This is a genomic window from Lacinutrix chionoecetis, from assembly GCF_053604665.1.
Window position 1 is genome coordinate 64,055 of sequence record NZ_JBSHNQ010000083.1, and the last position, 24,992, is coordinate 89,046.

Genomic DNA, 24,992 nt, shown 5'->3' on the forward strand with positions numbered 1-24,992 from the left:
TTCATGAATAAGGGAATTTATAAAAATATCAACAGACTCATTTTTAAGAATAGATTCAAAATTATTTTGTTTCATTTTAAAAGATTCTTTAAAATTCCAAACTCGCCAGAATGGTATGGATTAAAAGAATATTTTTTAAAATTAATCGAAGTTGATGGTAAGCAAATAAACGAAGATAAAAGGCATTATTACACTCAAATAAATAGTCTGATTTTTAAATTACGAAAACGTCCTTCAAGTGATATAAGTGTTTTTGGGCAGGTTTTCGAAGAAAAAGAATATGATGTTGTTTTAAATAAATATGCTTCAGTGTTTAAAAACAAACCTCAAACCATAATAGATGCAGGCTCCAATATAGGGTTAACCTCATTGTATTTTTATAGTAAATTAAAAAATTCAGAAATAATAGCAATAGAACCAGACGATGAAAATTTTAAAATATTACAATATAATTTAGAAACCAACTTAGTAAATGCTAATGCACTAAAAGCTGGTCTTTGGAGTAAAAACACCTATTTAAAATTAATTAAAGATTTTAGAGATAAAAAAGAATGGTCTGTTCGAGTAGAAGAGAGTGAGAGTGAGGGATTACTTGCTGTTACAATCTCAAGTCTTTTAAAAGACCATAAATGGGAAACTATAGATATTTTAAAAATTGATATTGAAGGTGCCGAAAAAGAAGTTTTTACAGCAGAACAGACAGATGTATCTTTTTTAAGTAAAACAAAATGTATTGCAATAGAAATTCATGACGAATTTAATTGCAGAGATGAAATCAACACTATTCTTCATAATTATAACTTTGATTGTTTTAAATCGGGTGAGTTAACTATTGGGATTAATAAAATGTTATTAAATAAATAAAGAATATTTAAATCAAGATATTAGTAAATGCTATTTAACTCTTTAGATTTTGCTGTTTTTTTACCCATAGTTTTTATACTGTATTGGTTTATATTCAATAAGGTTTTAAAACGTCAAAACCTTTTATTAGTTGTTGCCAGTTATGTTTTTTATGGCTGGTGGGATTGGCGCTTTCTTTCTTTAATAGTGTTTAGCTCATTAGTAGATTATACTGTAGGATTACAATTAAATAAGGAGAATAAGCAGTCTAAAAGAAAATTATTGCTTTGGGCAAGTATAGTAGTAAACTTGGGGTTTTTAGGGTTCTTTAAATACTATAATTTCTTTGTTGATAATTTTGTAGAAGCGTTTTCTTTTTTTGGTAATAAAATACAACCTAACACTTTAAATATTATACTTCCTGTAGGTATTAGTTTCTATACGTTTCAAACCTTAAGCTATACCATAGACGTTTATAGAGGGAAATTAAAGCCAACCAATAAGCTTGTTTCTTTTTTAGCATTTGTTAGTTTTTTTCCGCAATTAGTAGCAGGGCCAATAGAACGTGCCACTAATTTATTACCACAGTTTTATAAAAAAAGACAGTTTCATTACTCTAAAGCAGTAGACGGATGCCGTCAAATACTTTGGGGCTTCTTTAAGAAAGTTGTTATCGCAGACACTTGCGCAGAGTATGCAAACCAGATATTTAACAATTCGGCAGACTATTCTGGAAGTACATTACTTATTGGTGCATTATTTTTTACATTTCAAATTTATGGTGATTTTTCGGGTTATTCAGATATTGCTATTGGAACGTCAAGATTATTTGGGTTTAACTTAAAACAAAATTTCGCCTTTCCGTATTTTTCTCGGGATATTGCCGAATTTTGGAGACGTTGGCACATTTCACTCTCTACTTGGTTTAGGGATTATTTATACATTCCTTTAGGAGGAAGCAGAGGAGGAACTTGGATGAAAGTAAGAAATACCTTTATAATTTTTATCGTTAGTGGTTTTTGGCATGGTGCCAATTGGACTTTTATCGTTTGGGGGTTTTTAAACGCGCTTTATTTTCTGCCATTATTATTAGCAAAACGTAATAGAAGTAATTTAAATGTCGTTGCACAAGACAGGCAGTTACCCAATATAAAAGAGACAGTGCAAATGTTATTAACTTTTGGTTTAACCGTTTTGGCTTGGGTATTTTTTAGAGCAGAAAACGTAACACACGCATTCAATTATTTAAAAGGCATTTTTAATACAAGCTTATTGTCAATTCCAACTATTAGACCATCAAATCTTATTGCTTTAATAATTGTTTTCATTGTTATTGAATGGATTGGGAGGCGTCAGCAATATGCAATTGAAATGATTTTATTAAAAAAACCAAGAACGCTTAGGTGGGCTTTTTATATGGTTATTATAGCATTTATTTTTGTGTTTAGTAGCGAAACACAGCAGGAATTTATTTATTTCCAGTTCTAAAATGAAGAAATTTTTTATCAACATAACTGTTTTTAGCTTATTGTTTTTTATAACAGAAAAAACAGCATGTTTACTAATAAATTCTACTCCAGAAAGACAATATGATAAGCGATTAGAATCATTACTTCATGGAGAGATTAACAAAGATTTAATTGTATTAGGGTCTTCAAGAGGAGCAGGTAATATTTTAGCTGGCCAAATAGAAAAAGAAACAGGTTTATCCTCTTATAATTTATCTTATCAAGGCTCCAATATTAACTTTCACGAATTTATTTTAAAAACATTATTAGCCTACAATAGTCCGCCAAAAAAGTTAATTTTAGCTATAGATAATCCCACAGAATTTTCTAAAGATACATCTATAAGGTTTCGCTCAGATGTGTTACAACCACTTACTAAATATAATTATATAAATACAACACTTGTTAATCAAAATGTTAACAGTAAGCTGTCTTATTTATTTTGTTTATCGCGTTTAAACAAAAGTCATTTTAGGTTTAAAAAAAATACGCAACCCAGCGAAAACCCTTTAGACAGTTTTGGGACTATGCCTATAATTAAAAAGAAGGTAGTAAATTTAAAATATAACAAAGAGGTAAAACCTTATTCCAAAGAAATTGAAGTATCAAGTAAAATAAAATCTTTTAAAAATATTCAAGACTTGTGTAAACAAAATAACATTGAGTTAATCTACGTGTTTTCTCCAAGTTTTAATACTTTCAATTATGACTTTTATAATCGATTTAAAGATTTAATTAAGCCAAATGAGAAAGTGTTTATGTATGATGTGTCTAAGGATATCTATCGGAATCCCGATTATTTTTATGATAATGCGCATTTATTAAAAAATGGTGCTCAAATATTTACTTCAGAAATAAGTACTTTTGTAAATGCTAACAGAGAAAACACAACCGAATGAAAACAGCCTTAATAACAGGAATTAACGGACAAGACGGGTCTTACCTTGCAGAGCTTTTATTAGAAAAAGGCTATAAAGTTCATGGTATTATAAGGCGTAGTTCTACCTTTAATACAGGGAGAATTGAACATTTGTATATTGAGACAGTCTTAAAGGATTTACATAAAAAACAAGACATAAAGCTGCATTATGGCGACATGACAGATGCTACGAATCTTATCCGTTTAGTGCAGGAAATTCAGCCAGATGAAATATACAATTTAGCAGCACAATCACATGTTAAAGTTTCTTTCGATATGCCAGAATACACGGCAGAAACAGATGGTATTGGAACTTTAAAATTACTGGAAGCTATTCGTATTTGTAATTTAACTAATAAAACCAGAATTTATCAGGCATCAACTTCAGAGTTGTATGGTAAAGTGCAAGAAACACCACAAACCGAAACAACATCATTTTACCCACGCTCACCTTATGGTGTAGCAAAATTATATGCCTTTTGGATTACCAAAAATTATCGCGAATCGTATGGCATGTATGCTGTTAATGGTATTCTGTTTAATCATGAATCCGAAAGACGAGGTGAAACTTTTGTAACCCGTAAAATAACATTGGCAGCAGCAAGAATTTCTCATGGTATTCAAGATAAATTGTATTTGGGGAATCTTAATGCCAAGCGCGATTGGGGCTACGCCAAAGACTATGTAGAATGTATGTGGTTAATGTTACAGCAAGAAAAACCAGAAGATTATGTAATAGGTACCGGAGAACAGCACACGGTGAGAGAGTTTTGCGAGTTGGCTTTTGCCGAAGCAAATATTAAATTAAAGTGGGAAGGTAAAAATGAAAATGAAAAAGGTATCTGTGCTAAAACAGGAAAAACATTAATAGAAATCGACCCTAATTACTATCGCTTAGCGGAAGTAGAAACTCTGCTTGGCGATCCAACAAAAGCGAAAACTAATTTAGGATGGAATCCAAATAAAACATCTTTTCCAGAATTAGTAAAAATTATGATGCAACACGATTTAGAGTTTGTTGTAAAATATAATAATAACGTCCATTAAGCCATGCAATTAGATTCTAAAATTTTCGTTGCAGGACATAATGGGTTAGTAGGAAGCGCTATTTTTAAGACGTTAAAAATAAAAGGGTATCAAAATATTATAACCAAAACACGTCAAGAAGTTAATTTACTTAATTACGACGAAGTCGATGGGTTTTTTAAGACAGAAAAACCAGAGTATGTTTTCTTGGCAGCAGCAACAGTTGGTGGAATTTTAGATAACACCACACGTAGAGCAGATTTTATCTACGAGAATCTTATGATTCAAAATCACGTTATTCATTTAAGTTACGTTCACAACGTTAAGAAATTATTGTTTTTAGGGAGCACTTGTATTTATCCAAAAGCATGTCCGCAACCCATAAAAGAAGATTTTTTACTTACAGATGTGTTAGAATATACCAACGAACCTTATGCTATCGCTAAAATCGCTGGAATTAAAATGTGTGAAAGCTATAATTTACAGTATAACACCAATTTTTTATCCGTCATGCCAACCAATCTGTATGGACCAAAGGATAATTTCGATTTAAAAAAATCTCATGTATTGCCAGCATTGTTGCGTAAAATTCATTTGGCAAAATTATATGCTGAAGATAACTTAACTGAAATAATTAAAGATTTAAAAGTCTCAAATAAAACTGAAGCTGAAGCTCTTCTAAGCGAACATAATATTACAAAATCCTCGGTTGGTATTTGGGGAAGTGGAAAGCCTATGCGCGAATTTTTATATTCTGAAGATATGGCTGAAGCTTGTGTGTTTGTTATGGAGACTATAGATTTTAAAGACTGTATTTTAACTGCTAATGAAATAAGAAATACCCATCTTAATATTGGTACAGGTGAAGATATTTCTATAAAGAACTTAGCATTACTTATTAAGGATATCGTAGGTTTTAAAGGGGATTTTATTTTCGACGACACAAAGCCAGATGGAACCTTGAAAAAGCTTACAGACCCTTCTAAAATTAACGCTCTAGGTTGGAAACACACCACATCCTTAAATACTGGTATCCAAAAACTATACAATTGGTACTTAAGCAATAACTAAAAAAATCAAAAATTTTACCATTTATCCTATTTTTTTGCTATTTCATCGCTAAAAAATGTATTTTAGCAGTTGTTAATCAATAAGTAACCTTACCTATTCAATGAAAAAAATCGGATTTATTCCTCTTCGTAAAGGCTCAAAAGGCATTCTTAATAAAAACAAACGTAAAATGGTTGGAAGACCTTTATTTACTTGGGTTTTAGGAGAAGCTATTTTTTCAGAATTAGATGAAATTATAATCTTTACAGACGATCAAGATATAATCGATTTTATTGGTAAAGAATACCAATGGACAACTAAGATAGCAGCTCACCTTAGAAGTGATGAAAGTGCAAGCGATATTGCATCTACCGAATTTGGTATGTTAGAATATTGCGAAGCGATTAATTACAATTTTGATGTATTCTGTCTGTTGCAAGCCACCTCACCTTTTACAAAAAGGAATGATATTAACGCTTGTTTAAAAGCTGTTGAAAGCGAAAACGATTCGGCTATAACAGTTGTAAAAACTCATCGTTTTTTATGGAACGAAAACGGAGAGGCTTTAAATTACAATCCACATCAACGACCAAGACGTCAGGATTTTGAAGGCTTATTAATAGAAAACGGAGCCGTTTATACCACTACAAAAGAAGCTCTTAAAAAACATAAAAATAGAATAGGGGAGAAAACAGTCGTTGTTAAAATGCCTGAAGATTCGCTATTAGAAATAGATACAGAAACCGATTGGATTGCTGTGGAACAATTACTTATAGAACGTCAAAAAAGAGCTAAACAAGCTGCAGAAATTACACACGTGGTTTTAGATGTAGATGGTGTATTTACAGATGGTACCATAACATACACTAAAGATGGAGAGCTAACCAAAAACTTTGATATGCGAGATGGTATGGGATTAGAAATCTTACGTCAGTTTAACGTTAAGGTTTTAGTAATGACGTCTGAAAACTCAGAATTAGTTGCCAAACGCATGCAAAAGCTAAAAATTGAAAACGTCTATTTAGGTGTAAAAGACAAATACAGTTTGTTACAACATATTTTAAAAGAAGAAAATTTATCGATTGATAATTTCGCCTACATTGGTGATGATGTTAACGATTTAACAAATATTTGTAGCGTGGGTTGGTCTTTAGCACCAAATAATGCTACAGATATTGTAAAACAACATGCCGATGTTGTACTCTCTAAATCATCTGGTGCAGGAGCAATTAGAGAAGCCTGCCAGTTTATAATGAATTATAATAAAAGATTTTAAATACATGAATACCTACAAAAAACCATACGTTATTGCCGAAATAGGTTGTAACCATAAAGGAGAAATGGAACTCGCAAAAGAACTGATTAAAGTTGCTAAAATCTTCTGTAATGTAGATGCTGTAAAGTTTCAAAAAAGAAATAATAAAGAGCTATTGACAGAACAACAATATAACGATCCGCATCCAAATCCGGCCAATTCTTATGGCGACACCTATGGCGCACATAGAGAATATTTAGAGTTCGACGTCAAGCAACACCAAGAGTTAAAAGACTACTGCGAAGAAATTGGTATTACGTACTCAACTTCAGTTTGGGATGTGACTTCTGCCAAAGAAATAGCCTCTTTAAATCCGGAATTTATTAAAATACCTTCAGCTTGTAATAATAATATTGCCATGTTAGAGTGGTTATGTGAAAACTATAAAGGAGAGCTACATATTTCAACAGGAATGACTACCAAAGACGAGATTGACGATTTGGTTAATCTGTTTAAAAAACACAACAGAAATAAAGATTTAGTACTATACAACTGTACGTCTGGCTATCCTGTGCCTTTTAAGGACGTATGTTTATTAGATATCAACTTACTACACACTAAGTATAAAGATGAGGTAAAACACATTGGTTTTTCTGGACATCACTTAGGTATTGCAGTCGACGTTGCAGCTTATACTTTAGGCGCAAATATTATTGAAAGACATTATACTATCGATAGAACTTGGAAAGGTACAGATCATGCGGCTTCTTTAGAGCCTATGGGTTTACGTAAGCTTTCTCGAGATTTGCGAGCGGTGCATGACGCTTTAGCATTTAAGAGTCAGGATATTTTACCAATTGAGCAAGTACAACGCGATAAATTAAAAAACCAAAAAGGATAAGTTTTTTACATGAAAAAAAAAGTATTCGTTTTTTTTCCAGATGGCGTGGGTTTAAGAAATTTTGCCTTTACCAATTTTAAAAACATTGGTGAACAAATGGGTTTCGATATTACCTATTGGAATAATACCGTTTTTTCATTAGAAGATAATTTAGGTTTTAAAGAAGTTAAAATTGAGGATCACACAGCCCATAAACTCTTACCAATATATACAAGAGCGAGAAAGCGTGCAGAATTAAACGTGTCGAGAGATAAGTTTAAAGACAGTGTGTATCCAACATATAAATTTCCGTTCAATTACAACAGTATAAAAAACACCTTCAAAAACCTGTATACAAAATGTTTAATTGGCTTGTATTCATCAGAAAAAGACATTGTTAAACTGCGTAAAAAAATTAACGCTTTAGAGCGGAGTACTTCAAAATATAGTTATTGCAAAGCACAGTTACAAGAACATAAACCCGATTTAGTTTTTTGCACCACACAAAGGTCAACACAATCTATAAGTGCGCTATTAGCTGCAAAAGATTTAGGAATTCCAACAGTAGCCTTTGTGTATTCTTGGGATAATGTGCCAAAAGCCATGCAAGTGGTGGAAACCGATTACTATTTTGTGTGGAGCGATTTAATGAAAGCCGAAGTGCTTAAATATTATCCTTTTGTAAAAGAACATCAGGTTATTGTAACAGGAACACCACAGTTTGAACCTCATTTTAATGAGGGCCTGAGGCAATCTCGAGCCGATTTTTTTAAAGACTATAATTTAGATGTCAACAAAAAATACATTTGCTATTCTGGAGACGATGAAACTACATCGCCTTTAGATCAGTATTATTTAGAAGATTTGGCAAATGCCGTAAGAAGTTTAAACAAGAAAGGCGAAAATTTAGCAATTATTTACCGTAAATGCCCTGTAGATTTTACTAACAGATATGATGCAGTCATTGAAGCCAACAAAGATATTATAGAAGTTATAGATCCTATCTGGAAACCTGTTGGCGACCAATGGAACCAAATATTACCAGCGAAAGAAGATTTTAAATTACTGTATAATGTTTGCGAACATAGTGAGATGGTTACCAACGTATGCTCTTCTACTGTTTTCGATTTTGTAGCGCATAAAAAACCATGTATCTATTATAATTACGAACAACCACAACTTAAAAAAGGCATTCGCGATATTGGTCAAAATTATAAATACGTACATTTTAGAAGCATGCCAAGCCAAGAAGCTGCCGTGTTTTGTACAGATAAGAAAGAGTTAGAAGGCTTTGTTAAGCAAATATTAGACAAGAAATTATCTAATGTTTCTGAAGGTTTAAAATGGTTCGAAATTGTAGCTGGTAAAGAACCAACAATGGCATCACAGCATATTTGGAAAGCAATAGATTCTATTTTAAAATAATAATTAAATGAAAGAGAAATCAGTTGATTATTATAAGAAATTAGAACAGGACTTCTTAGTTAACGATCCAGAGATTTTTAGATTTGGTAGTTTAGATGATGGTGGTTATTATTTAAAACCTTCAACTTTAAAAAAAGCCGAGGTTTTATTTAGTGGAGGTATTTCATCAAACTTAGAATTCGAGTACGATGTATTCAGGTTTAATCCAGACGTTAAAATTCTAATGGTGGATCCTACCATTTCTGGACCTAAGCTTTTATTAAAAGGGTTTGCACGATTGTTTTTTAGAAAGAAAGATAAAATACGCTATATATTTAACGCCTTTATATTTAATTATTTAATTAGAACAGACCGTTGTAAGCATCTAAAACTTTGGTTAAATAAGGAGCAATCAATATTACAATTATTAAAAGAGACTTTTAACATTGAAAAAAATGTACTTTTAAAATTAGATATAGAAGGTAGCGAGTACGAGCTTTTAGACGAAATCATTAGCAATAAACATATCTTTAGTGCTATGGTATTCGAGTTTCATGATTTAGATACAAAACATCACCTGGTCTTAGATTTTATAAAACAATGCAGTACTACATTTAAAATGGTACATTTAAACGTAAACCCATCTGGAGGCTTTGTAAATAATTTACCAAAATGTATTGAGTTAAGTTTAGAAAAAATTAAATAAACAACATGCACATTGGTCTAATAACATCAGAATATCCGCATCCCAAAGTTATTCATTCTGCAGGTATTGCAACAAGTATTAAAAATTTAGCAGTTGCTTTAGTTAAAAAAGGTGTTGAGGTAACTGTATTTGTATATCATCAAAATGAAGCAGATGTAATTGAGGATCAAGGTGTAAATATTCATCTAATAAAAAACAAAACATACGCTTTCTTAACGTGGTTAAAATACAGAAAACACATACAACAATATGTAAATGACGTCGTAAAGGAAAAGAATATAAATTTACTTGAAGCGCCAGATTGGACAGGTATTACAGCGTTTATGAAATTTAGCGTGCCATTAGTTATTAGATTTCATGGTACTGATGCTTATTTTTGCAAACTTGAAAACAGGAAACAAAAATTTAAAAACTTCATGTTTGAGAAACAAGCACTAAAAAGTGCTGATGCTTATATTGCGCCAACCACTTATGCAGGAATAGAAACCCAAATTATTTTTGGGTTAGACAAAAAGAAAATTAAAACAATACATAATGGTTTGCAATTAGAACATTTTGTAAACCACACACCAGATAAATTTGAGGCAAACACCATCCTTTATATTGGAACAATCATTAGAAAAAAGGGCGTTTTAGAATTAGCTGAAATTTTTAATAAAGTAATAGAGACTAATCCAAAAGCACAGTTAATACTTATTGGAGGCGATGCTCCAGATATTAAAACAGGAAACACTTCAACTTATAAACTAATGGAAAGCTTATTTTCTGAAACAGCAAAACCAAGCGTCTCTTATTTAGGCAAAATTCCATATCAAGAAGTAAAAACCCAAATACAAAAAGCGCATGTTTGCACATTCCCTTCTTTTGCCGAAACATTAGGCATGGTTACCATAGAATCTATGGCATTACAAAAACCTGTGGTAAACACAAGTATTGGTTGGGCACAGGAGTTAATAGACGATGGTGTAAATGGCTATTTGGTGCATCCATCAAATATAGCGTTGTATGCCGAAAAAATTAGAACACTTTTTAATAATAAAGACCTATGCCAAACTATTGGTAAAGCTGCAAGAGAAAAAGTAGAGCGAACCTTTGATATTGAAAAGATAGCCGACAAAAACATCGCCTACTATAAAGAAATTATTTCAAATTTTTAATTTGTTGAGTTTTAAAAAAAACATAAAAAAAGCAGTGGGCAAAAAAGCAAAGCAATTAAAATTGTTACGCTTTCACTCCAAACATATAACTAAATCGAGATTTAATAAAAAACGCATTATTATATGTTTTAATGGAATTTTGCCTCATGGAGGCTTGGTCGATAGATTAAAAGGTATTGTATCGTTCTATGAGATTGCAAAACAATTAGACTATGATTTTTTTATTCAGTTTGATGATCCTTTTACTTTAGACGCGTTTTTAGAACCTCATGTAACCGATTGGCGAATAGCGAGAGAAGAGGTTACCTATCATCCATCGAAGACCAAATTAATTTATGTAGTTAATCAATTTGATGCTAAGCCTTTAGAAATAATTAAAAAATCTAAAGCAGAAACCTTTATAGTGTATGCCAATATCGATTATTTAAAAAGTCTTTATCCTTTGGAATCTTCAGAAAAAGTAGAAGCTATTTGGCGAACTAATTTTAACGAGCTCTTTAAAAAATCTGTACGCTTAGAGACGAAGTTAAAAGAAGTAGAAGCAGAGGAATATGTTGCCTTCCATACGCGTTTTACAACCTTAATGGGCGATTTTGCAGATACCACATCAGTAGTGCTTTCAAATACTGAAAAAAAGGCTTTATTACTTCAGCTTCAAAAAAAAATAAAAGAAATTATAGATCAGTCACCTTATAAGGTTTATGGGTTTTCAGATAGTATTCAATTTTTAAACACGATTAAGAGTAAGGAGAACATACATTTGGTAAAAGGTAATCCGTTTCATATGGATAACTTCGATAAAGATGCGTCTTTAGATGGGCATTTAAAAACCATGTTAGATTTCTTTATGATTTCTGAAAGTGAAAAAGTTTATTTTCTTAAAATTGGAAAAATGTATCATAGCAGCTTCAGTAAATATGCAGCTATAGTTGGTAATAAGCCATTTAAAACAATAACAGATTAATGTTTATTTTGCTACATAATGGAACAACGGTAACTTCAATTTTAGATGAAGTGCTTCAGCCTGCAAATGCATTTCCAGTTAACTTGTCGATAACCAAAACCATACAAAAAATTGCATTAAAACATCCAGAAGAATTAATTGTCTGGTGTCATGTTGAACTTATAGACAACTTAAATGTAAAGGAGTTTTCTAAAATTTTTCATCACCAACGTATACTTGCTAGTTTTAATCCAACAGATACAGACTATTTACCCAAAGAAATTGGTTGTGTAGAACGTTCTTTCTATTTAAAAGTTAATAAAAACGTTACATTTCCAACTTGGTTAATGAGCAGTTTGGTTGGAGGAATTTACGCCAATGTACTCAACGTCATAGAGCCGCATTTAAATTACAAAGCTAATTTCGATTATTTTTTATTGTCATTAGCCAAGCGAGCAATGGTAGAAGGGTTATTTTGTTACTCAGAGCCACGATTGCTTACAAATAACAAGGGCATAAATATTAAAACGCCCAAGGCTACCAAACAAGAACTTTTTAAATTTGTAAAGCAGCACTATAAATGGGTTTGGGTAATTTTTCTGGCGTGGTGTTATGCTATTTATCAGGGTAAGTCGTCTGTTTTAAGTATTATAAAAAGTTTTTTTTATAAACAGTTGCATTCAGATTTTAGTTTAGGCACCATCGAAATTAAATCTTCAAAAAAACAAATAGGCGATAAATCTATAGACGTAATTATTCCAACAATAGGAAGAAAAAAGTACTTATACGATGTTTTAAAAGATTTAGCAAAACAAACGCATTTACCCAAAAACGTAATTATAGTGGAACAAAACCCACAACCTGATTCTGTTTCAGAATTACACTATTTAGAGAATGAATCCTGGCCATTTAATGTAAAGCACGAATTTACACACCAACCAGGTGTTTGTAATGCAAGAAATATGGCTTTGGCAAAAGTAGAAAGTGAATGGACGTTTTTAGGAGATGATGATAACCGATTTAATGAAACTCTTATAGAGAATATTTTTGATAGAATAGAAGCTCTTGGTGTTAATGTTGCAACAACAGTCTACTTACAAAAACATGAAAAGCAAACCTATTTAAATACAGCTCAAACCTCTATTTTTGGAGCTGGAAATAGTATTTTAAAAAGTAGCTTGTTAAAAAACGTTTCATTTAATACTAATTTTGAGTTTAATTACGGTGAAGATACAGAATTTGGCATGCAATTAAGATGGATTGGTGAAGATGTTATTTATTTAGCAGATCTTAAAATTTTACACCTTAAAGCACCTATTGGTGGTTACAGAATAAAAATAAAGCAACCATGGCATGATGAGGCCATCCAGCCAAAACCATCACCAACAATACAACTACTTTATCAAACATACTATACAAAACAACAACTTGAAGGTTATAAATTATTACTGTTTTTAAAACAGTTCAAAGCATTTGGTTATAAAAAACCCATAAAGTTTAAGAAAAAATTTGCCCAACAGTGGCAACAAAGTGTACTTTGGAGCAATAAATTAAAGCAAAACAAAAATGCTTAAAATTTTTACAGATCAGCAATTTTTAAATGAAACACATCGTAGAGAAGTGTTTCCGTTGTTGTTCGACCTTCATTTTTTAAAATCTAAAACATTAAGTAGTTATTTTGAAATTACACCTACAGTTGAAGCCTGTGATATAGTCGTTTTTCCTATAGATTACAGTTCGTTTTTAAAACATAAAATAGCCTTTAAAAACCTATTGAAACAAGCAAAAGCAAACAAGAAATTAATCTGGATTTACACCGCTGGGGATTTTGGTTTTACCAATTATATTCAAAACAGTTATACCTTTAGATTAGGTGGTTTTAGCAGTACATTAGACCAGAGTAGTTTTATCATGCCATCCTTTATTAATGATCCTTATATTATTTTAAAACGAGATTTTGCATTAGTTGAAAAAGAAACTAAACCAACAATTGGCTTTGTTGGCCATGCACAATCTGGAGTGGTTAAATACGTAAAGGAAGGTGTTAATCATTTTAAACTAAATGTTAAAAGAAGCTTGAGTAAAGTGTTAGCTGATAAACAAAAATTTTATCCGTCAAGTATTAAACGAGCTGCGTATTTAAACTTGTTGAATAAAAGCCAAAAATTGCAAACTCATTTTATTTTAAGGAATAATTATAGAGCAGGCAGTGAGACTGAGAAAAGTAAAGAGAAAACAACACAAGAATTTTATACTAATATGTTTAATAATGGCTACACGTTTTGTAGCAGAGGCGTTGGTAATTTCTCGGTTCGTTTTTATGAAACCTTAGCTATGGGACGCATTCCTGTGCTTTTAAATACGGATTGTAAATTACCATTAGAAGATGAAATAGATTGGAAAGAGCACTGTATAATTATCGAAGAAAAGGAAGCTAAAAACATGCCTGAAATAATTGTGAAATTTCATGATGCTAAAACGGAAGCTACATTTTTAGATCTTCAAAAAAGCAATCGAAAACTGTGGGAAACAAAGTTAAAACGCGACCAGTATTTTATCTCAATTCATAATAAGTTTATGGACAAAACACAAAAACATGTATAAGTCTTTTACATTAATAATATGTACTTATATGCGTGCGCAACCATTGGTTACGCTATTAAAGTCTGTAGATTTACAAACACTGTATCCAGACAAAATTTTAATTATTGATGGCTCAACAGATTCTAAAACAGAAGAAGCTTTAAATAAAAAGACATTTAAAAATCTGCAATATTTTAAAGTAGATAAAGAAAACCGTGGACTTACAAAGCAACGTAATTTTGGAATAAGTAAAGTAGATTCTTCATCCCAAATCATCTGTTTTTTAGACGATGATACTGTTTTAGAACCAACATATTTTAAATATTTAATTGAAACTTATAATAGACATCCAGAGGCATTGGCTGTTGGTGGTTATATTATTAACGAAGTGCAATGGGAAATTGCAGAAGAAAATAATAATAAATCTAATTTTTATTTCGATGGTTGGCAACGTAACGAACCTTCACGCTTTAAATTAAGAAGTGTTTTTGGATTGCAACCCGATGCAAAACCTGGTATTTTGCCAACATTCGCGCATGGACGCTCAGTTAGTTTTTTACCTCCTTCTGGGAAAATCTATGAAGTAGAACAACTTATGGGAGGCGTTTCGTCTTATAAAAACGAAGTGTTTAAAACATTAAAATTTTCAACATATTTTGAAGGTTATGGTTTATATGAGGATGCCGATTTTTCAATCCGATTGGCAAAAAGAGGTAAATTGTATATAAACACGAATGCACAATTAAGCCATTATCACGATGGATCGGGTAGACCTAATAAATATAATTATGGGAAAATGGTGGTTAGAAATGGTTGGTATGTATGGCGTGTAAAATACCCAAATCCAACATTGAAAGCACGCTTTAAATGGCATGCCACGGCTTTTTTATTAACCTGTATTCGGTTTACAAATATTATCACTACTAATAATCGTAAAGAAGCATTAACAGAAAGTTTGGGTAGATTTGTAGGATGGTTGTCATTATTTTTTAATACACCTAAAATTCAATAATGCGTTTTTTAATAATTTCTCATGCTTTACATAAAGAAGAGCAATCTCAATTGCTGTCTTACGCGCCATATGTTCGAGAGATGAATTTATGGCTAAAGTATGTTGATGAAGTTGAAGTAATTGCTCCAAAAACTGATGGAAACCCAAATGCTATTGAAATAGCTTATGAGCATAATAATATAAATTATAATAATGTTCCAGCCATTCAATTCACTACTGTTAGTCATGCTTTAAAATCTGTAATTTATTTACCATTAATTATTATAAAACTTTTTAAAGCGTGTAATAGGGCAGACCACATCCATTTAAGATGTCCTGGAAATATGGGTTTATTAGGTTGTTTGGTACAAATATTTTTCCCAAAGACACTAAAAACAGCAAAGTACGCAGGAAACTGGGACCCAAAAGCTAAACAACCATTAAGTTATCGTTTTCAAAAATGGATTTTAAGTAATACGTTTTTAACAAAAAACATGCAGGTATTGGTTTATGGGAATTGGGAAAACCAAACAAAAAATATCAAACCGTTTTTTACAGCCACCTATTATCATACTGAAATTGAAACGATAGAAAAACGTGATTATAATGGTGTTTTAAAATTTGTTTTTATTGGTAGTCTGGTATCTGGAAAACGACCACTGTTAACAATTAAGATTATAGAGCAATTGCATAAAAAAGGTTATAAAGTAAGATTGGATCTATTTGGAGATGGTATTTTAAAAGCTGAATTAGCTCAGTATATTGTTGTAAACAATTTAGAGCAGATAATAACGCTTCATGGTAACCAAACAAAATCTGTGGTTAAAGAGGCTCTAAAATCTGCTCATTTTTCCATTCTACCTTCAAAATCTGAAGGTTGGCCAAAAGCAATTGCAGAAGCTATGTTTTTTGGATGCATTCCTATTGTTACAAAAATCTCATGTGTACCGTATATGTTAGATAATGGCAACAGAGGTATTTTAATAGAACCTCATGTAGAACAGGCGACAAACAAAATAATAGATACCATTAAGGTTAAAGACAAGCTAGAGTTAGCATCTGAAGCCGCAATACAATGGTCTCAACAATACACATTAGATGTATTTGAAAGTGAAATAGCCAAATTATTAAAACAATAAATGAGAGTTTTACAATTAATAGATTCTTTGCAAACAGGAGGAGCAGAACGTATGGCAGTGAACATTGCGAACGTTTTGAGTTCTAAAATTGAAGGTTCATTTTTATGTGCTACGCGTGAAGAAGGATTATTGAAAGCCAGTATTAACGCTCATGTAGAGTATTTGTTTTTAAATAAAAAGAAAACAATTGATTATAAAGCCATTAAAAAATTAAATGCTTTTGTAAAGCAACATGAAATAGCCATTATTCATGCACATTCTACGTCTTTTTTTCTTGCTACAATTATTAAAATTTTAAATAAAAAGATTAAAATTGTATGGCATGATCATTATGGACAAAGCGAGTTTTTAGAAGCACGCTCTTTTAATATGATAAAAATATGTTCGCGTTATTTTTCACAGATTTACAGTGTTAACCAAGGATTAGAAACCTGGGCAAAACAGCATTTACACTGTAAGCAAGTTAAGTACCTATCAAATTTTGCAGTTGAAACAAAAGTTGAAAAAAACACAAATTTAAAAGGAACAGAAGGAAAGCGAATTATTCATTTAGCAAATTTACGCGAGCAGAAAGATCATGCAACCTTGTTTGAAGCATTTAAAACAGTATCTGCTAACTACCCAGAGTGGAGCTTACATTGCGTAGGTAAGGACTTTAATAATTCGTATTCGGAAGTCATCCATAAAAAAATAGAAGTTCTAAATTTAAAGGATAAAATAGTTATGTATGGCAGTAAGCCGGACGTCTCCAATATTTTAATGCAAAGTACTCTTGCGGTGTTACCGTCAAAATCTGAAGGTTTACCCATTGCTTTATTAGAATATGGCTTGGCAGGTTTACCTACAATTGCTACAAATGTGGGAAATTGTAATTTGGTAATTGCAAATCCATCTTTAGGTGAATTAATAGCACCAGAGGATGCTTCACTATTATCTCAAGCAATAATAAATTATATTAGCCATTTGGAAGAAGCAAAGACAAAAGGAGCGCAGTTAAAAGAACATGTGCGTGATAATTTTTCAGAAGATGCCATTTCAAAAACACTTATAAACGATTACAAGTCTATCTTAACCTAAAATGACTAAAACCGATTACATAAACAGGCAATGCAAAATGTTGTTTAAACCGTTGTATATAAAATTAACGGTTTTAGCAATGATTGTATCTTATTTTTATAATCTACCAGTGCTTAGTTATAGTGTGCAAGGAGATAACGAATTTAGACTTTATGATTTAGCCGGACTGCTTTTACTATTTATAGTTTATAATAACAGAGCACTTATTTTATATTATATCCGTACAAAGAAGTATCTAAAAACGTTTAACACATTTATAATGTGGTGCGCTTTTACACTCATTTTTACAGCATTATTTAGTGTTTTTAAAGGGAGACCTTTGTGGTTTATAAAATCGGTTTTATATTATTATCACATGGTTGTTTTCTTTTATACAGGTGTGTTAGTTGCCATGTATTTAAGAGATAGAAGTAATTATAAAAGGGTTGCAAGTATTGTATTAATCTTATCTATTGCAGAGGCAATTTTAGTGTTTTTACAGCATTATGGACTTGTTTCCTTTTTATGGAATGATGTATACAAAGAAGCTTATGGTGGATTTTTGTCGGGCACCTTAGGGCCTAACAAAATATGTTTAGGAATGACCATGTTTATTTCGTTTGTATTTGCCATCGGGTTATTTCTTCAAAAACAATTAAAAGTAAACAGAATCCTTATTATTGCCAGTTTGGTTACCAGCTTGGCAGCAATTGGTATTTCTGGTTCTAGAACAACTTATCTTGCTTTAATAATTTTTGGTTGTTATATTTTTATAATGAAAACCAGAAAATTTTTGGCGTTATCTGTGGTTTTATCTATAGCTATTATAGTTGCTTTTTTTATAAATTTAGAACTTATCGACACTATTTTCACCACAATAGAAGGTCGTGTTATTAATAAAGTGTCGAGTCCAGATTCTTTTAGAGCAGATACTATAGATGTTGGCCAGTTATACGAAGATTTAGGATCAGGAAGAAACAAAATAGCATTAATGTATTTAGAATACATTGCAAATAATCCTTACGTTATACCTATTGGTATTGGTGTCAATAATAGATTGTTAGTTAGCTCCTCTGCCCATAATATTTATTTAAGTTTAATAAACGAAGTAGGTTTAGTAGGATTATTCTTTTACTTAAAATGGCTTACCTCTTATTTATATCTTAAATTTGGAAAAGTGAGTTCATTAAAATTAGTGTTAAGCGGATTAGTAATTGCTATGTTAGTGACCCTCTTTTTTGGAGAGCACTTATACCTTTACAGATCTGTATTTACCATTTTAGGATATTTTATTTTAATTACTATTTTACTAATTGTACCACGATATTATTTTGCCAATGTTAAACCAAAATAAAATAGCAGTCGTTATACCATACTATAATGCTTCTAAGCATATAGTTAGCGTATTAAGGAAGTTGCCAGAAATGGTAACTAAAGTTTATATTGTAGACGATTGTAGTCCGGAAACGTTACCAGATGAAGCACTTACAGCCTTTAAAGAAATAGAATACATTAAACACTCAAAAAATCTTGGTGTTGGTGGTGCAACCAAAACAGGGTTTGTAAAGGCTATTGAAGACGCTATGGATATTGTGGTTAAGGTAGATGCCGACGACCAAATGGATACCTCCTATATCAAATATTTAATAATGCCTTTGATGAATGGTAAAGCGAGCTACGCAAAAGGCAACCGTTTTAGAGATTTTAATGCATTAAAAAAAATGCCGTTTATTAGAAAAATAGGAAATCTTGGTTTATCTTTTCTAACTAAAGCTGCTACAGGGTATTGGAACAATTTCGACCCAACCAATGGCTTTTTTGCTATTAAAACCGAAACGCTAAAACTTTTAGATTTTAGCGAAATTTCTAACCGTTATTATTTTGAAACATCCCTAATTTCACAATTGTATTTTCAAGATGCAATTATTAAAGATGTAGCCATGCCAGCAATTTATGGGGAAGAAAAATCCAGCATGAAAGTCTGGAAAATGCCATTTGTGTTTTTACCAAAGTTATTAAAGACTTATATAAACAGAATTTTTAAATCTTACTTTGTTTACGATTTTAATATCTCATCCATCTACATTTTGTTGGGCACTCCGTTGTTTTTATTCGGTTTAATTTATGGTATTTATAACTGGTGGTTCTATTCCACACAAAACGAATTTGCACCAACAGGAACCATTATGTTGGTAACCCTAACAATTATAATAGGTTTTCAATTACTGTTACAAGCTGTACATTACGACATTACAAGAGCACCAAAAGCCAATTAAATGCAAAAATATAAAGCCAAACAATTGTCTCTGGTTTTTGCAATACATCTTGTTATTGCTTTAGCATTTTATATCGAAAATTTAAACGCACCTTACAGTAGTCTATCGTCCGATATTCAAAACATAATTCCAGTTGCACAAAAATTTGATAATCCGGAGTTATTTAAAAAAGATTTATATGTAAACGATATTAATAATGTAAAGTATTATACGCCGTTTTATGTGCAATCATTACGTTTTTTGGCGAAATTCACCAATGGGGATTATGTACAGGCAGTGAATTTAATGAATACTGTGTGCCATCTGTTATTTGGCATACTCTGGTTTTATTTAATCTATAAATTTGTTTCAAATTTTTGGATTGCGTTATTAATTTCCTTTATAGCAAGAGGCATTGTTTGGTTGCCAGGATTCGAAATTTGGGGTATTGCAAGCCTCTGGGCTATGATGCCACGAACACTCTATATTACCTTATTTCCAATTCCGTTTTTAGTGTTAAACAAAAGTTTAAAAGGTCTTTTCTTATCTGCATTTTTAATTGGTTTTATATTTAATTGCCACCCTATAACAGGATTAGGCGGTATTTTGTTGTATTTAACTTTTTTAGTGTTGTTAAGAGTTATTTTTAAAAAGAAAGACCTCTTAAGCGCAAAAAACATAGCAATAATACTTTTAGCCATAGTATTAGGGATGCTACCTTTTATACTAAACTACTTTGGCAAAACCTCCAGTATTGTCAATTACGATATGAACGCTTTTACAGAAGCATTTAATACGCGCATTCCTCAATTTTTCACGCAACCATTACAGTATTTAAAACAATGGCTGCATTTTAAAACTCTGTTTTATATAGTACCAGTTGTTTTGTATTTAATAGTTGCTAAAAAAGAGGAAAAGCATTTCAGTCGCGCAAAATTAATAGGTGTTTTAATAGCTGTTTTAATTATATTACCCTCTGTAAGTGTTTACGTAGAAGAGTTGATTAACAACATCTTTAATTTAAATTTAAGATTATCTTTTCAATTAATTCGAGCTCAAAAAGTAGCTATTATACCATCGTTTTTTGCCATGGCATATCTGCTTCAATATGTCGATAAAAAAATAAAAAAAGCATATCTTATTCCAGCGTTATGTTCAGTCTATTTTGTAATTATAGTGTTTGGAAAACTATCAATATTTAATAATGTTCCGTTTGTGGGAGACGATTTAACCCGACTCGTTTTACCAAACAACCTCAGTTTTGGAAAAATCAATCCGAAAAACGAATTAGCTGTAGATAAAATGGCCTCTTTTATTTTAGAAAACACGAGTCAAGATGCTGTTATCTATGGAGGGCATCATTACAGAGGTGCTTCGCAACGATCTGTAATATTAGATTCTAAAGGCGCATCGATGATTATTGAAGGTAATCCTGCGCGTTTTATACAATGGAAAAAAGACCAAAATCAATTGGCTCAAGCAAAGTCGACTCCAGAGAAAATAAACGTATTATACCGTTTAGGAGTTAACTATATTGTTGCAAGAACTAACTATCCGTTAGAGGTTATACATAACGAAGGCGATTTAAAACTCTATAAACTACAATGAAAAACCTACTCTACATAGGTAACAAATTGTCCACAAGAGGGAAAACCGCCACTACTATCGATACATTAAGTAACGCATTAATTGCTGAAGGTTACAATGTAAAGGCAGTTTCTTCTAAAAAGAATAAACTATTGCGCTTAATAGATATGGTATGGTCTATAATTAAAAACAGGAGTTGGGCACATTACGTGTTAATTGATACTTACAGCACTCAAAATTTTTATTACGCTCTTGTATGCAGCCAACTATGCCGTTTTTTTAAATTAAAATATGTTCCAATTTTACATGGCGGTAATTTACCTAACCGACTAAAAAACAATCCAAAACTGAGTCATGCAATTTTTAATAACGCATTTGTTAATGTTGCACCTTCTAATTATACAGCCTTGGCTTTTAAAGACTATGGGTTTAATAATATTACCATTATACCTAACGCTATTAATATCGAAAACTATGCTTTTAAGCAGAGAGAAATAGATGAGGTACATTTACTTTGGGTGCGTTCGTTTTCAAAAATTTATAATCCTAAATTAGCTGTTGATGTTTTATTTCAACTTCAAAAAAAAGAAATAAAATCCAGTTTAACTATGGTTGGACCAGACAACGATGGTAGTTTAGAAGTTACAAAAAAGCATGCCGCGTCTTTAAATGTTGCCGTGAATTTTACAGGAAAGCTTTCAAAAAAAGAATGGATTACACTCTCTAAAACGCATAACATTTTTATAAATACTACTAACTTCGATAATATGCCTGTGAGTGTTATTGAAGCAATGGCATTAGGTCTGCCAATAATTTCTACAAATGTGGGAGGATTACCTTTTTTAATAGAAGATGACGTAACAGGCAAACTTGTATCACCAAATAATGCCGCGCTCTTTGTGGATGAAATTATAGACTTAAAAGAAAATAAAGAAAAAGTAGAAAATTATACACGCAGCGCAAGAAATAGAGTAGAGCAATTTGGGTGGCAGGTTGTTAAGAATCAATGGAAAGTAACTTTAATATAAACCTTGCATTACAACTTTTACTTTTTATCTTTACGCACAACCATCTATAAAATTAATGTCTAAACAGTCCAGTATTCATTTTGAAATTTCAGAACGGAAAATCCTATTGCGACTTTTCGACCTTCTTTTTATAGGTTGCGCAATTTACGGACTAAGTTATTTTACAGGATTCGATTATTTTAAAATAGATGAGTCTAATTGGCGTTGGCTTATTGTTTTAATGCTATATATTACGGGTTTTGGTACTGTATTCGAACTGTACGATTTAAGAAAATCCAGTAAAATTGAAACGGTTTCAAGCGCCATTATTGTAACTACTTCTGTAACTGTTTTAGTGTATTTATTAACACCGTTTTTTACACCTACGTTACCAGAAAACCGTATTCAAATTCTTTATTTCTTTTTAGCAATTTTATTGCCGCTTTTAACATGGCGACTTGCCTACATAACGTTTGTTGCATCACCGCGTTTTTATAAAAGAGCATTATTAGTTGGCGAAACCGCAAGTGTCGAGGCCATTGTAGAATCGTTTAGAACTGCAGATCCTTATTATCAAATCATAGGGTTTATTAATTGTGAGCCGGAAAAAGAAGAAAATATAAAATATAAAGGGATAGCAGAATATCATCCCAATCAAATTCACGATATTCTTAACAAAGAAAATATTTCTGAAATTGTTGTAGCAAGCTATAATTCTGAAACTATTTCACCCTCCATTTATGTAGATTTAATCACGCTTTTAGAGCGAGGCTATCCTATTAGAGAATACACTCAGGTTTACGAAGAAATGGCTTATCGTGTGCCAGTACAGTTTATTGGCAAAGATTTTTACAAGCATTTCCCGTTTAGCCGAAACAATAAAAACAAATTGTATCTCGCATACAGGCGCCTTTTCGATGTTTTACTATCAATTGTTGGTCTTGCCTGCTCACTTATTTTCTTGCCATTTATTGTAATAGGCAATGCTATAGGAAATAGAGGGCCTTTACTGTATTCTCAAGAGCGTGTTGGTAAAAACGGAAAAACTTTTCAAATTTATAAGTTTAGAAGTATGGTTACCAATGCAGAAGCTGGTGGTGCTGTCTGGGCTAAAAAAAATGATTCGCGAGTTACTGCCTTCGGACGCTTTTTAAGAACAACCCGATTAGACGAATTGCCTCAGCTCATTAATATCCTTAAAGGTCATATGAGCATTATTGGACCACGACCAGAGCGTCCTATGTTTGTAAACGAGCTATCTCAAATAATACCTTTCTATCACACAAGACACATTGTTAAACCAGGTTTAACAGGTTGGGCACAAGTTAAAGCGCGATACGGCTCTAGTATAGATGATAGTTTAGTGAAATTGCAATACGATCTTTATTACATTAAACATCGCAGCTTTTTATTAGATTTTAATATTATTGTTAAAACTTTAAGTACTGTAATATTTTTTAGAGGGCAGTAGTTTTGTAGTCAATATTACTCAACATTTTCGGTTTGAGTTGCAAAATCTTCACGACCAAAGAATCGTACCAAAAATACATAACGAATAAGCAAGGCTACAAGCAAAGGAATAAGAGCTGGAGCAAATACTTGCACTCCTATTATCCAATGTAAAGTTAAAAGCGATAACATAATAATTAATAGTTTAAGGTAACCAATTAACCAGCGCTTTGGTTGATTTTTAAAGATTTGAAACAAAGCGATAATACTAATTGGGCATGCCCATAACAAATTATAATTATTTGCAGTAGCAGAGTGATCTGTAGCAAACCATAACAACAACAACAATATGCCAATAACTCCAGTTATAGAGAATATTAAACCATCTAACCATTTAGAACGTGTGTTGTTATTATTATTGGAATAAGTAATGAAAATAATGATAACAGCTAAAATTGAAAGTATAAAAACCGGACTTACAAAAAAATTGCCTTTATCGAACTCGCCTTTTTGCTTATAAACCGTTTTAGATGCTTTTACTAATTGTTCTCCTGAGTCTTTAAACGTTGCTTTCTCAAAAAAAACATAAACATGTTCAGGTAAAAACATATATTCACGAGGTTCAGCTGGTCTATCTATTACAGAACCTAAAGCAATGTCAATACCAAAACTTCCCCAAGTATTCCAATATAGATTATTTTGAATAAGTTGTCTAAAAGTTTCAGCCTTGTAAGCTTCTGGTGTGTTATATTTTATAGTATTATTTAATACATTTTCTGATACGTCACGCATTTTAGTAGCGCAATTATCGAAGAAAAAATCGTAAAGATAGGCTCTTTTTTCGGGTTTGTAATTGTTTGCTAAATAATTTAAAAGTGCTTGCTTTTGTGCCTGATTTAGGTTGAGTACCTGTTCTTTAATAGTTCGGTCTTGCGATTGGTAATACTCAAAAATTTCTTTGGTATAGGCAGCACCCATTAAATATTTTAGTTTCCCTTTAGCAAAATTGGTGTAAAAATTAGGATCATCAAAATTATATCTTCCGTAGTCGTATACAGCATCTAAATACTCGTTTTGTACTCGAAACCCATTGTGTCCAAAACTATCATTTAATAATTTTCCCGGTCCAATAGTGATAATGCTTATTTCTGTATTTTCGGTAAGTTGCGGCACTTGCGAAAAAGAACAAAAGGAAGAGAGAAGAAATAAAACGAGTAAAAATCTTTTCATTTAA

General features: G+C 31.7%; 22 protein-coding genes. 21 read left to right on the forward strand and 1 reads right to left on the reverse strand.

What is annotated here, in order from left to right; translation table 11 throughout:
• Nucleotides 1-3: 3 nt before the first annotated feature.
• The 21 genes from ACVC43_RS09350 to ACVC43_RS09450 all read left to right on the forward strand — a co-directional run bounded on the left by ACVC43_RS09350 (nt 4) and on the right by ACVC43_RS09450 (nt 23,780).
• Entirely contained in the window at nt 4-864 is an 861-nt protein-coding gene (locus tag ACVC43_RS09350) for an FkbM family methyltransferase (RefSeq protein ID WP_452224246.1), read from the forward strand.
• A 27-nt stretch (nt 865-891) separates the two neighbouring features.
• Complete coding sequence (locus ACVC43_RS09355; RefSeq protein WP_452224247.1) at nt 892-2,331, forward strand: MBOAT family O-acyltransferase; 1,440 nt, start codon at nt 892-894, stop codon at nt 2,329-2,331.
• Between the two features lies 1 nt (nt 2,332).
• On the forward strand, nt 2,333-3,250 hold the full coding sequence (locus ACVC43_RS09360) for a hypothetical protein (protein ID WP_452224248.1): 918 nt from the start codon (nt 2,333-2,335) through the stop codon (nt 3,248-3,250).
• Nucleotides 3,247-4,317, forward strand: coding sequence for a GDP-mannose 4,6-dehydratase (gmd, locus tag ACVC43_RS09365; RefSeq protein ID WP_452224249.1), 1,071 nt, complete (start codon nt 3,247-3,249; stop codon nt 4,315-4,317). The genes ACVC43_RS09360 and gmd overlap by 4 nt, the downstream gene beginning before the upstream one ends.
• Before the next feature lie 3 nt (nt 4,318-4,320).
• On the forward strand, nt 4,321-5,367 hold the full coding sequence (locus ACVC43_RS09370) for a GDP-L-fucose synthase family protein (RefSeq protein WP_452224250.1): 1,047 nt from the start codon (nt 4,321-4,323) through the stop codon (nt 5,365-5,367).
• 100 nt (nt 5,368-5,467) lie between these two features.
• Nucleotides 5,468-6,622, forward strand: a complete 1,155-nt coding sequence (locus ACVC43_RS09375) for a cytidylyltransferase domain-containing protein (protein ID WP_452224251.1) — start codon at nt 5,468-5,470, stop codon at nt 6,620-6,622.
• Between the two features lie 4 nt (nt 6,623-6,626).
• Entirely contained in the window at nt 6,627-7,502 is an 876-nt protein-coding gene (locus ACVC43_RS09380; protein WP_452224252.1) for an N-acetylneuraminate synthase family protein, read from the forward strand.
• A 9-nt stretch (nt 7,503-7,511) separates the two neighbouring features.
• Nucleotides 7,512-8,906: a CDP-glycerol glycerophosphotransferase family protein gene (locus tag ACVC43_RS09385; RefSeq protein ID WP_452224253.1), complete on the forward strand. Its 1,395-nt coding sequence runs from the start codon at nt 7,512-7,514 to the stop codon at nt 8,904-8,906.
• A 7-nt stretch (nt 8,907-8,913) separates the two neighbouring features.
• Entirely contained in the window at nt 8,914-9,591 is a 678-nt protein-coding gene (locus ACVC43_RS09390; protein WP_452224254.1) for an FkbM family methyltransferase, read from the forward strand.
• A gap of 5 nt (nt 9,592-9,596) precedes the next feature.
• Nucleotides 9,597-10,748, forward strand: coding sequence for a glycosyltransferase family 4 protein (locus tag ACVC43_RS09395; protein WP_452224255.1), 1,152 nt, complete (start codon nt 9,597-9,599; stop codon nt 10,746-10,748).
• Nucleotides 10,749-10,782: 34 nt separating this feature from the next.
• Entirely contained in the window at nt 10,783-11,712 is a 930-nt protein-coding gene (locus tag ACVC43_RS09400; protein ID WP_452224256.1) for a hypothetical protein, read from the forward strand.
• The gene (locus tag ACVC43_RS09405; RefSeq protein WP_452224257.1) at nt 11,712-13,265 is read left to right on the forward strand and encodes a glycosyltransferase family 2 protein; all 1,554 of its coding nucleotides are present in this window, start codon (nt 11,712-11,714) and stop codon (nt 13,263-13,265) included. The genes ACVC43_RS09400 and ACVC43_RS09405 overlap by 1 nt, the downstream gene beginning before the upstream one ends.
• Nucleotides 13,258-14,295, forward strand: coding sequence for an exostosin domain-containing protein (locus ACVC43_RS09410; RefSeq protein WP_452224258.1), 1,038 nt, complete (start codon nt 13,258-13,260; stop codon nt 14,293-14,295). Before ACVC43_RS09405 ends, ACVC43_RS09410 begins: the two co-directional genes overlap by 8 nt.
• On the forward strand, nt 14,288-15,286 hold the full coding sequence (locus ACVC43_RS09415) for a glycosyltransferase family 2 protein (protein ID WP_452224259.1): 999 nt from the start codon (nt 14,288-14,290) through the stop codon (nt 15,284-15,286). Before ACVC43_RS09410 ends, ACVC43_RS09415 begins: the two co-directional genes overlap by 8 nt.
• Nucleotides 15,286-16,404 (forward strand): glycosyltransferase, encoded by a 1,119-nt coding sequence (locus tag ACVC43_RS09420; protein WP_452224260.1) that lies wholly within the window; start codon nt 15,286-15,288, stop codon nt 16,402-16,404. Before ACVC43_RS09415 ends, ACVC43_RS09420 begins: the two co-directional genes overlap by 1 nt.
• Nucleotides 16,405-17,481 carry a glycosyltransferase gene (locus ACVC43_RS09425; protein WP_452224261.1) on the forward strand — a complete coding sequence of 359 codons (1,077 nt, stop codon included), beginning with the start codon at nt 16,405-16,407 and terminating at the stop codon, nt 17,479-17,481.
• Nucleotide 17,482: 1 nt separating this feature from the next.
• Complete coding sequence (locus ACVC43_RS09430) at nt 17,483-18,814, forward strand: O-antigen ligase family protein (RefSeq protein ID WP_452224262.1); 1,332 nt, start codon at nt 17,483-17,485, stop codon at nt 18,812-18,814.
• Entirely contained in the window at nt 18,798-19,736 is a 939-nt protein-coding gene (locus ACVC43_RS09435; protein WP_452224263.1) for a glycosyltransferase family 2 protein, read from the forward strand. The genes ACVC43_RS09430 and ACVC43_RS09435 overlap by 17 nt, the downstream gene beginning before the upstream one ends.
• Entirely contained in the window at nt 19,737-21,323 is a 1,587-nt protein-coding gene (locus ACVC43_RS09440) for a hypothetical protein (RefSeq protein ID WP_452224264.1), read from the forward strand.
• Nucleotides 21,320-22,330 carry a glycosyltransferase family 4 protein gene (locus tag ACVC43_RS09445; protein WP_452224265.1) on the forward strand — a complete coding sequence of 337 codons (1,011 nt, stop codon included), beginning with the start codon at nt 21,320-21,322 and terminating at the stop codon, nt 22,328-22,330. The genes ACVC43_RS09440 and ACVC43_RS09445 overlap by 4 nt, the downstream gene beginning before the upstream one ends.
• 55 nt (nt 22,331-22,385) lie before the next feature.
• Nucleotides 22,386-23,780, forward strand: a complete 1,395-nt coding sequence (locus ACVC43_RS09450; protein ID WP_452224266.1) for a sugar transferase — start codon at nt 22,386-22,388, stop codon at nt 23,778-23,780.
• 14 nt (nt 23,781-23,794) lie between these two features.
• Here the strand turns inward: ACVC43_RS09450 and ACVC43_RS09455 are convergent, their stop codons facing one another.
• The gene (locus ACVC43_RS09455; RefSeq protein ID WP_452224267.1) at nt 23,795-24,988 is read right to left on the reverse strand and encodes a lipoprotein N-acyltransferase Lnb domain-containing protein; all 1,194 of its coding nucleotides are present in this window, start codon (nt 24,986-24,988) and stop codon (nt 23,795-23,797) included.
• Nucleotides 24,989-24,992 lie beyond the last annotated feature (4 nt).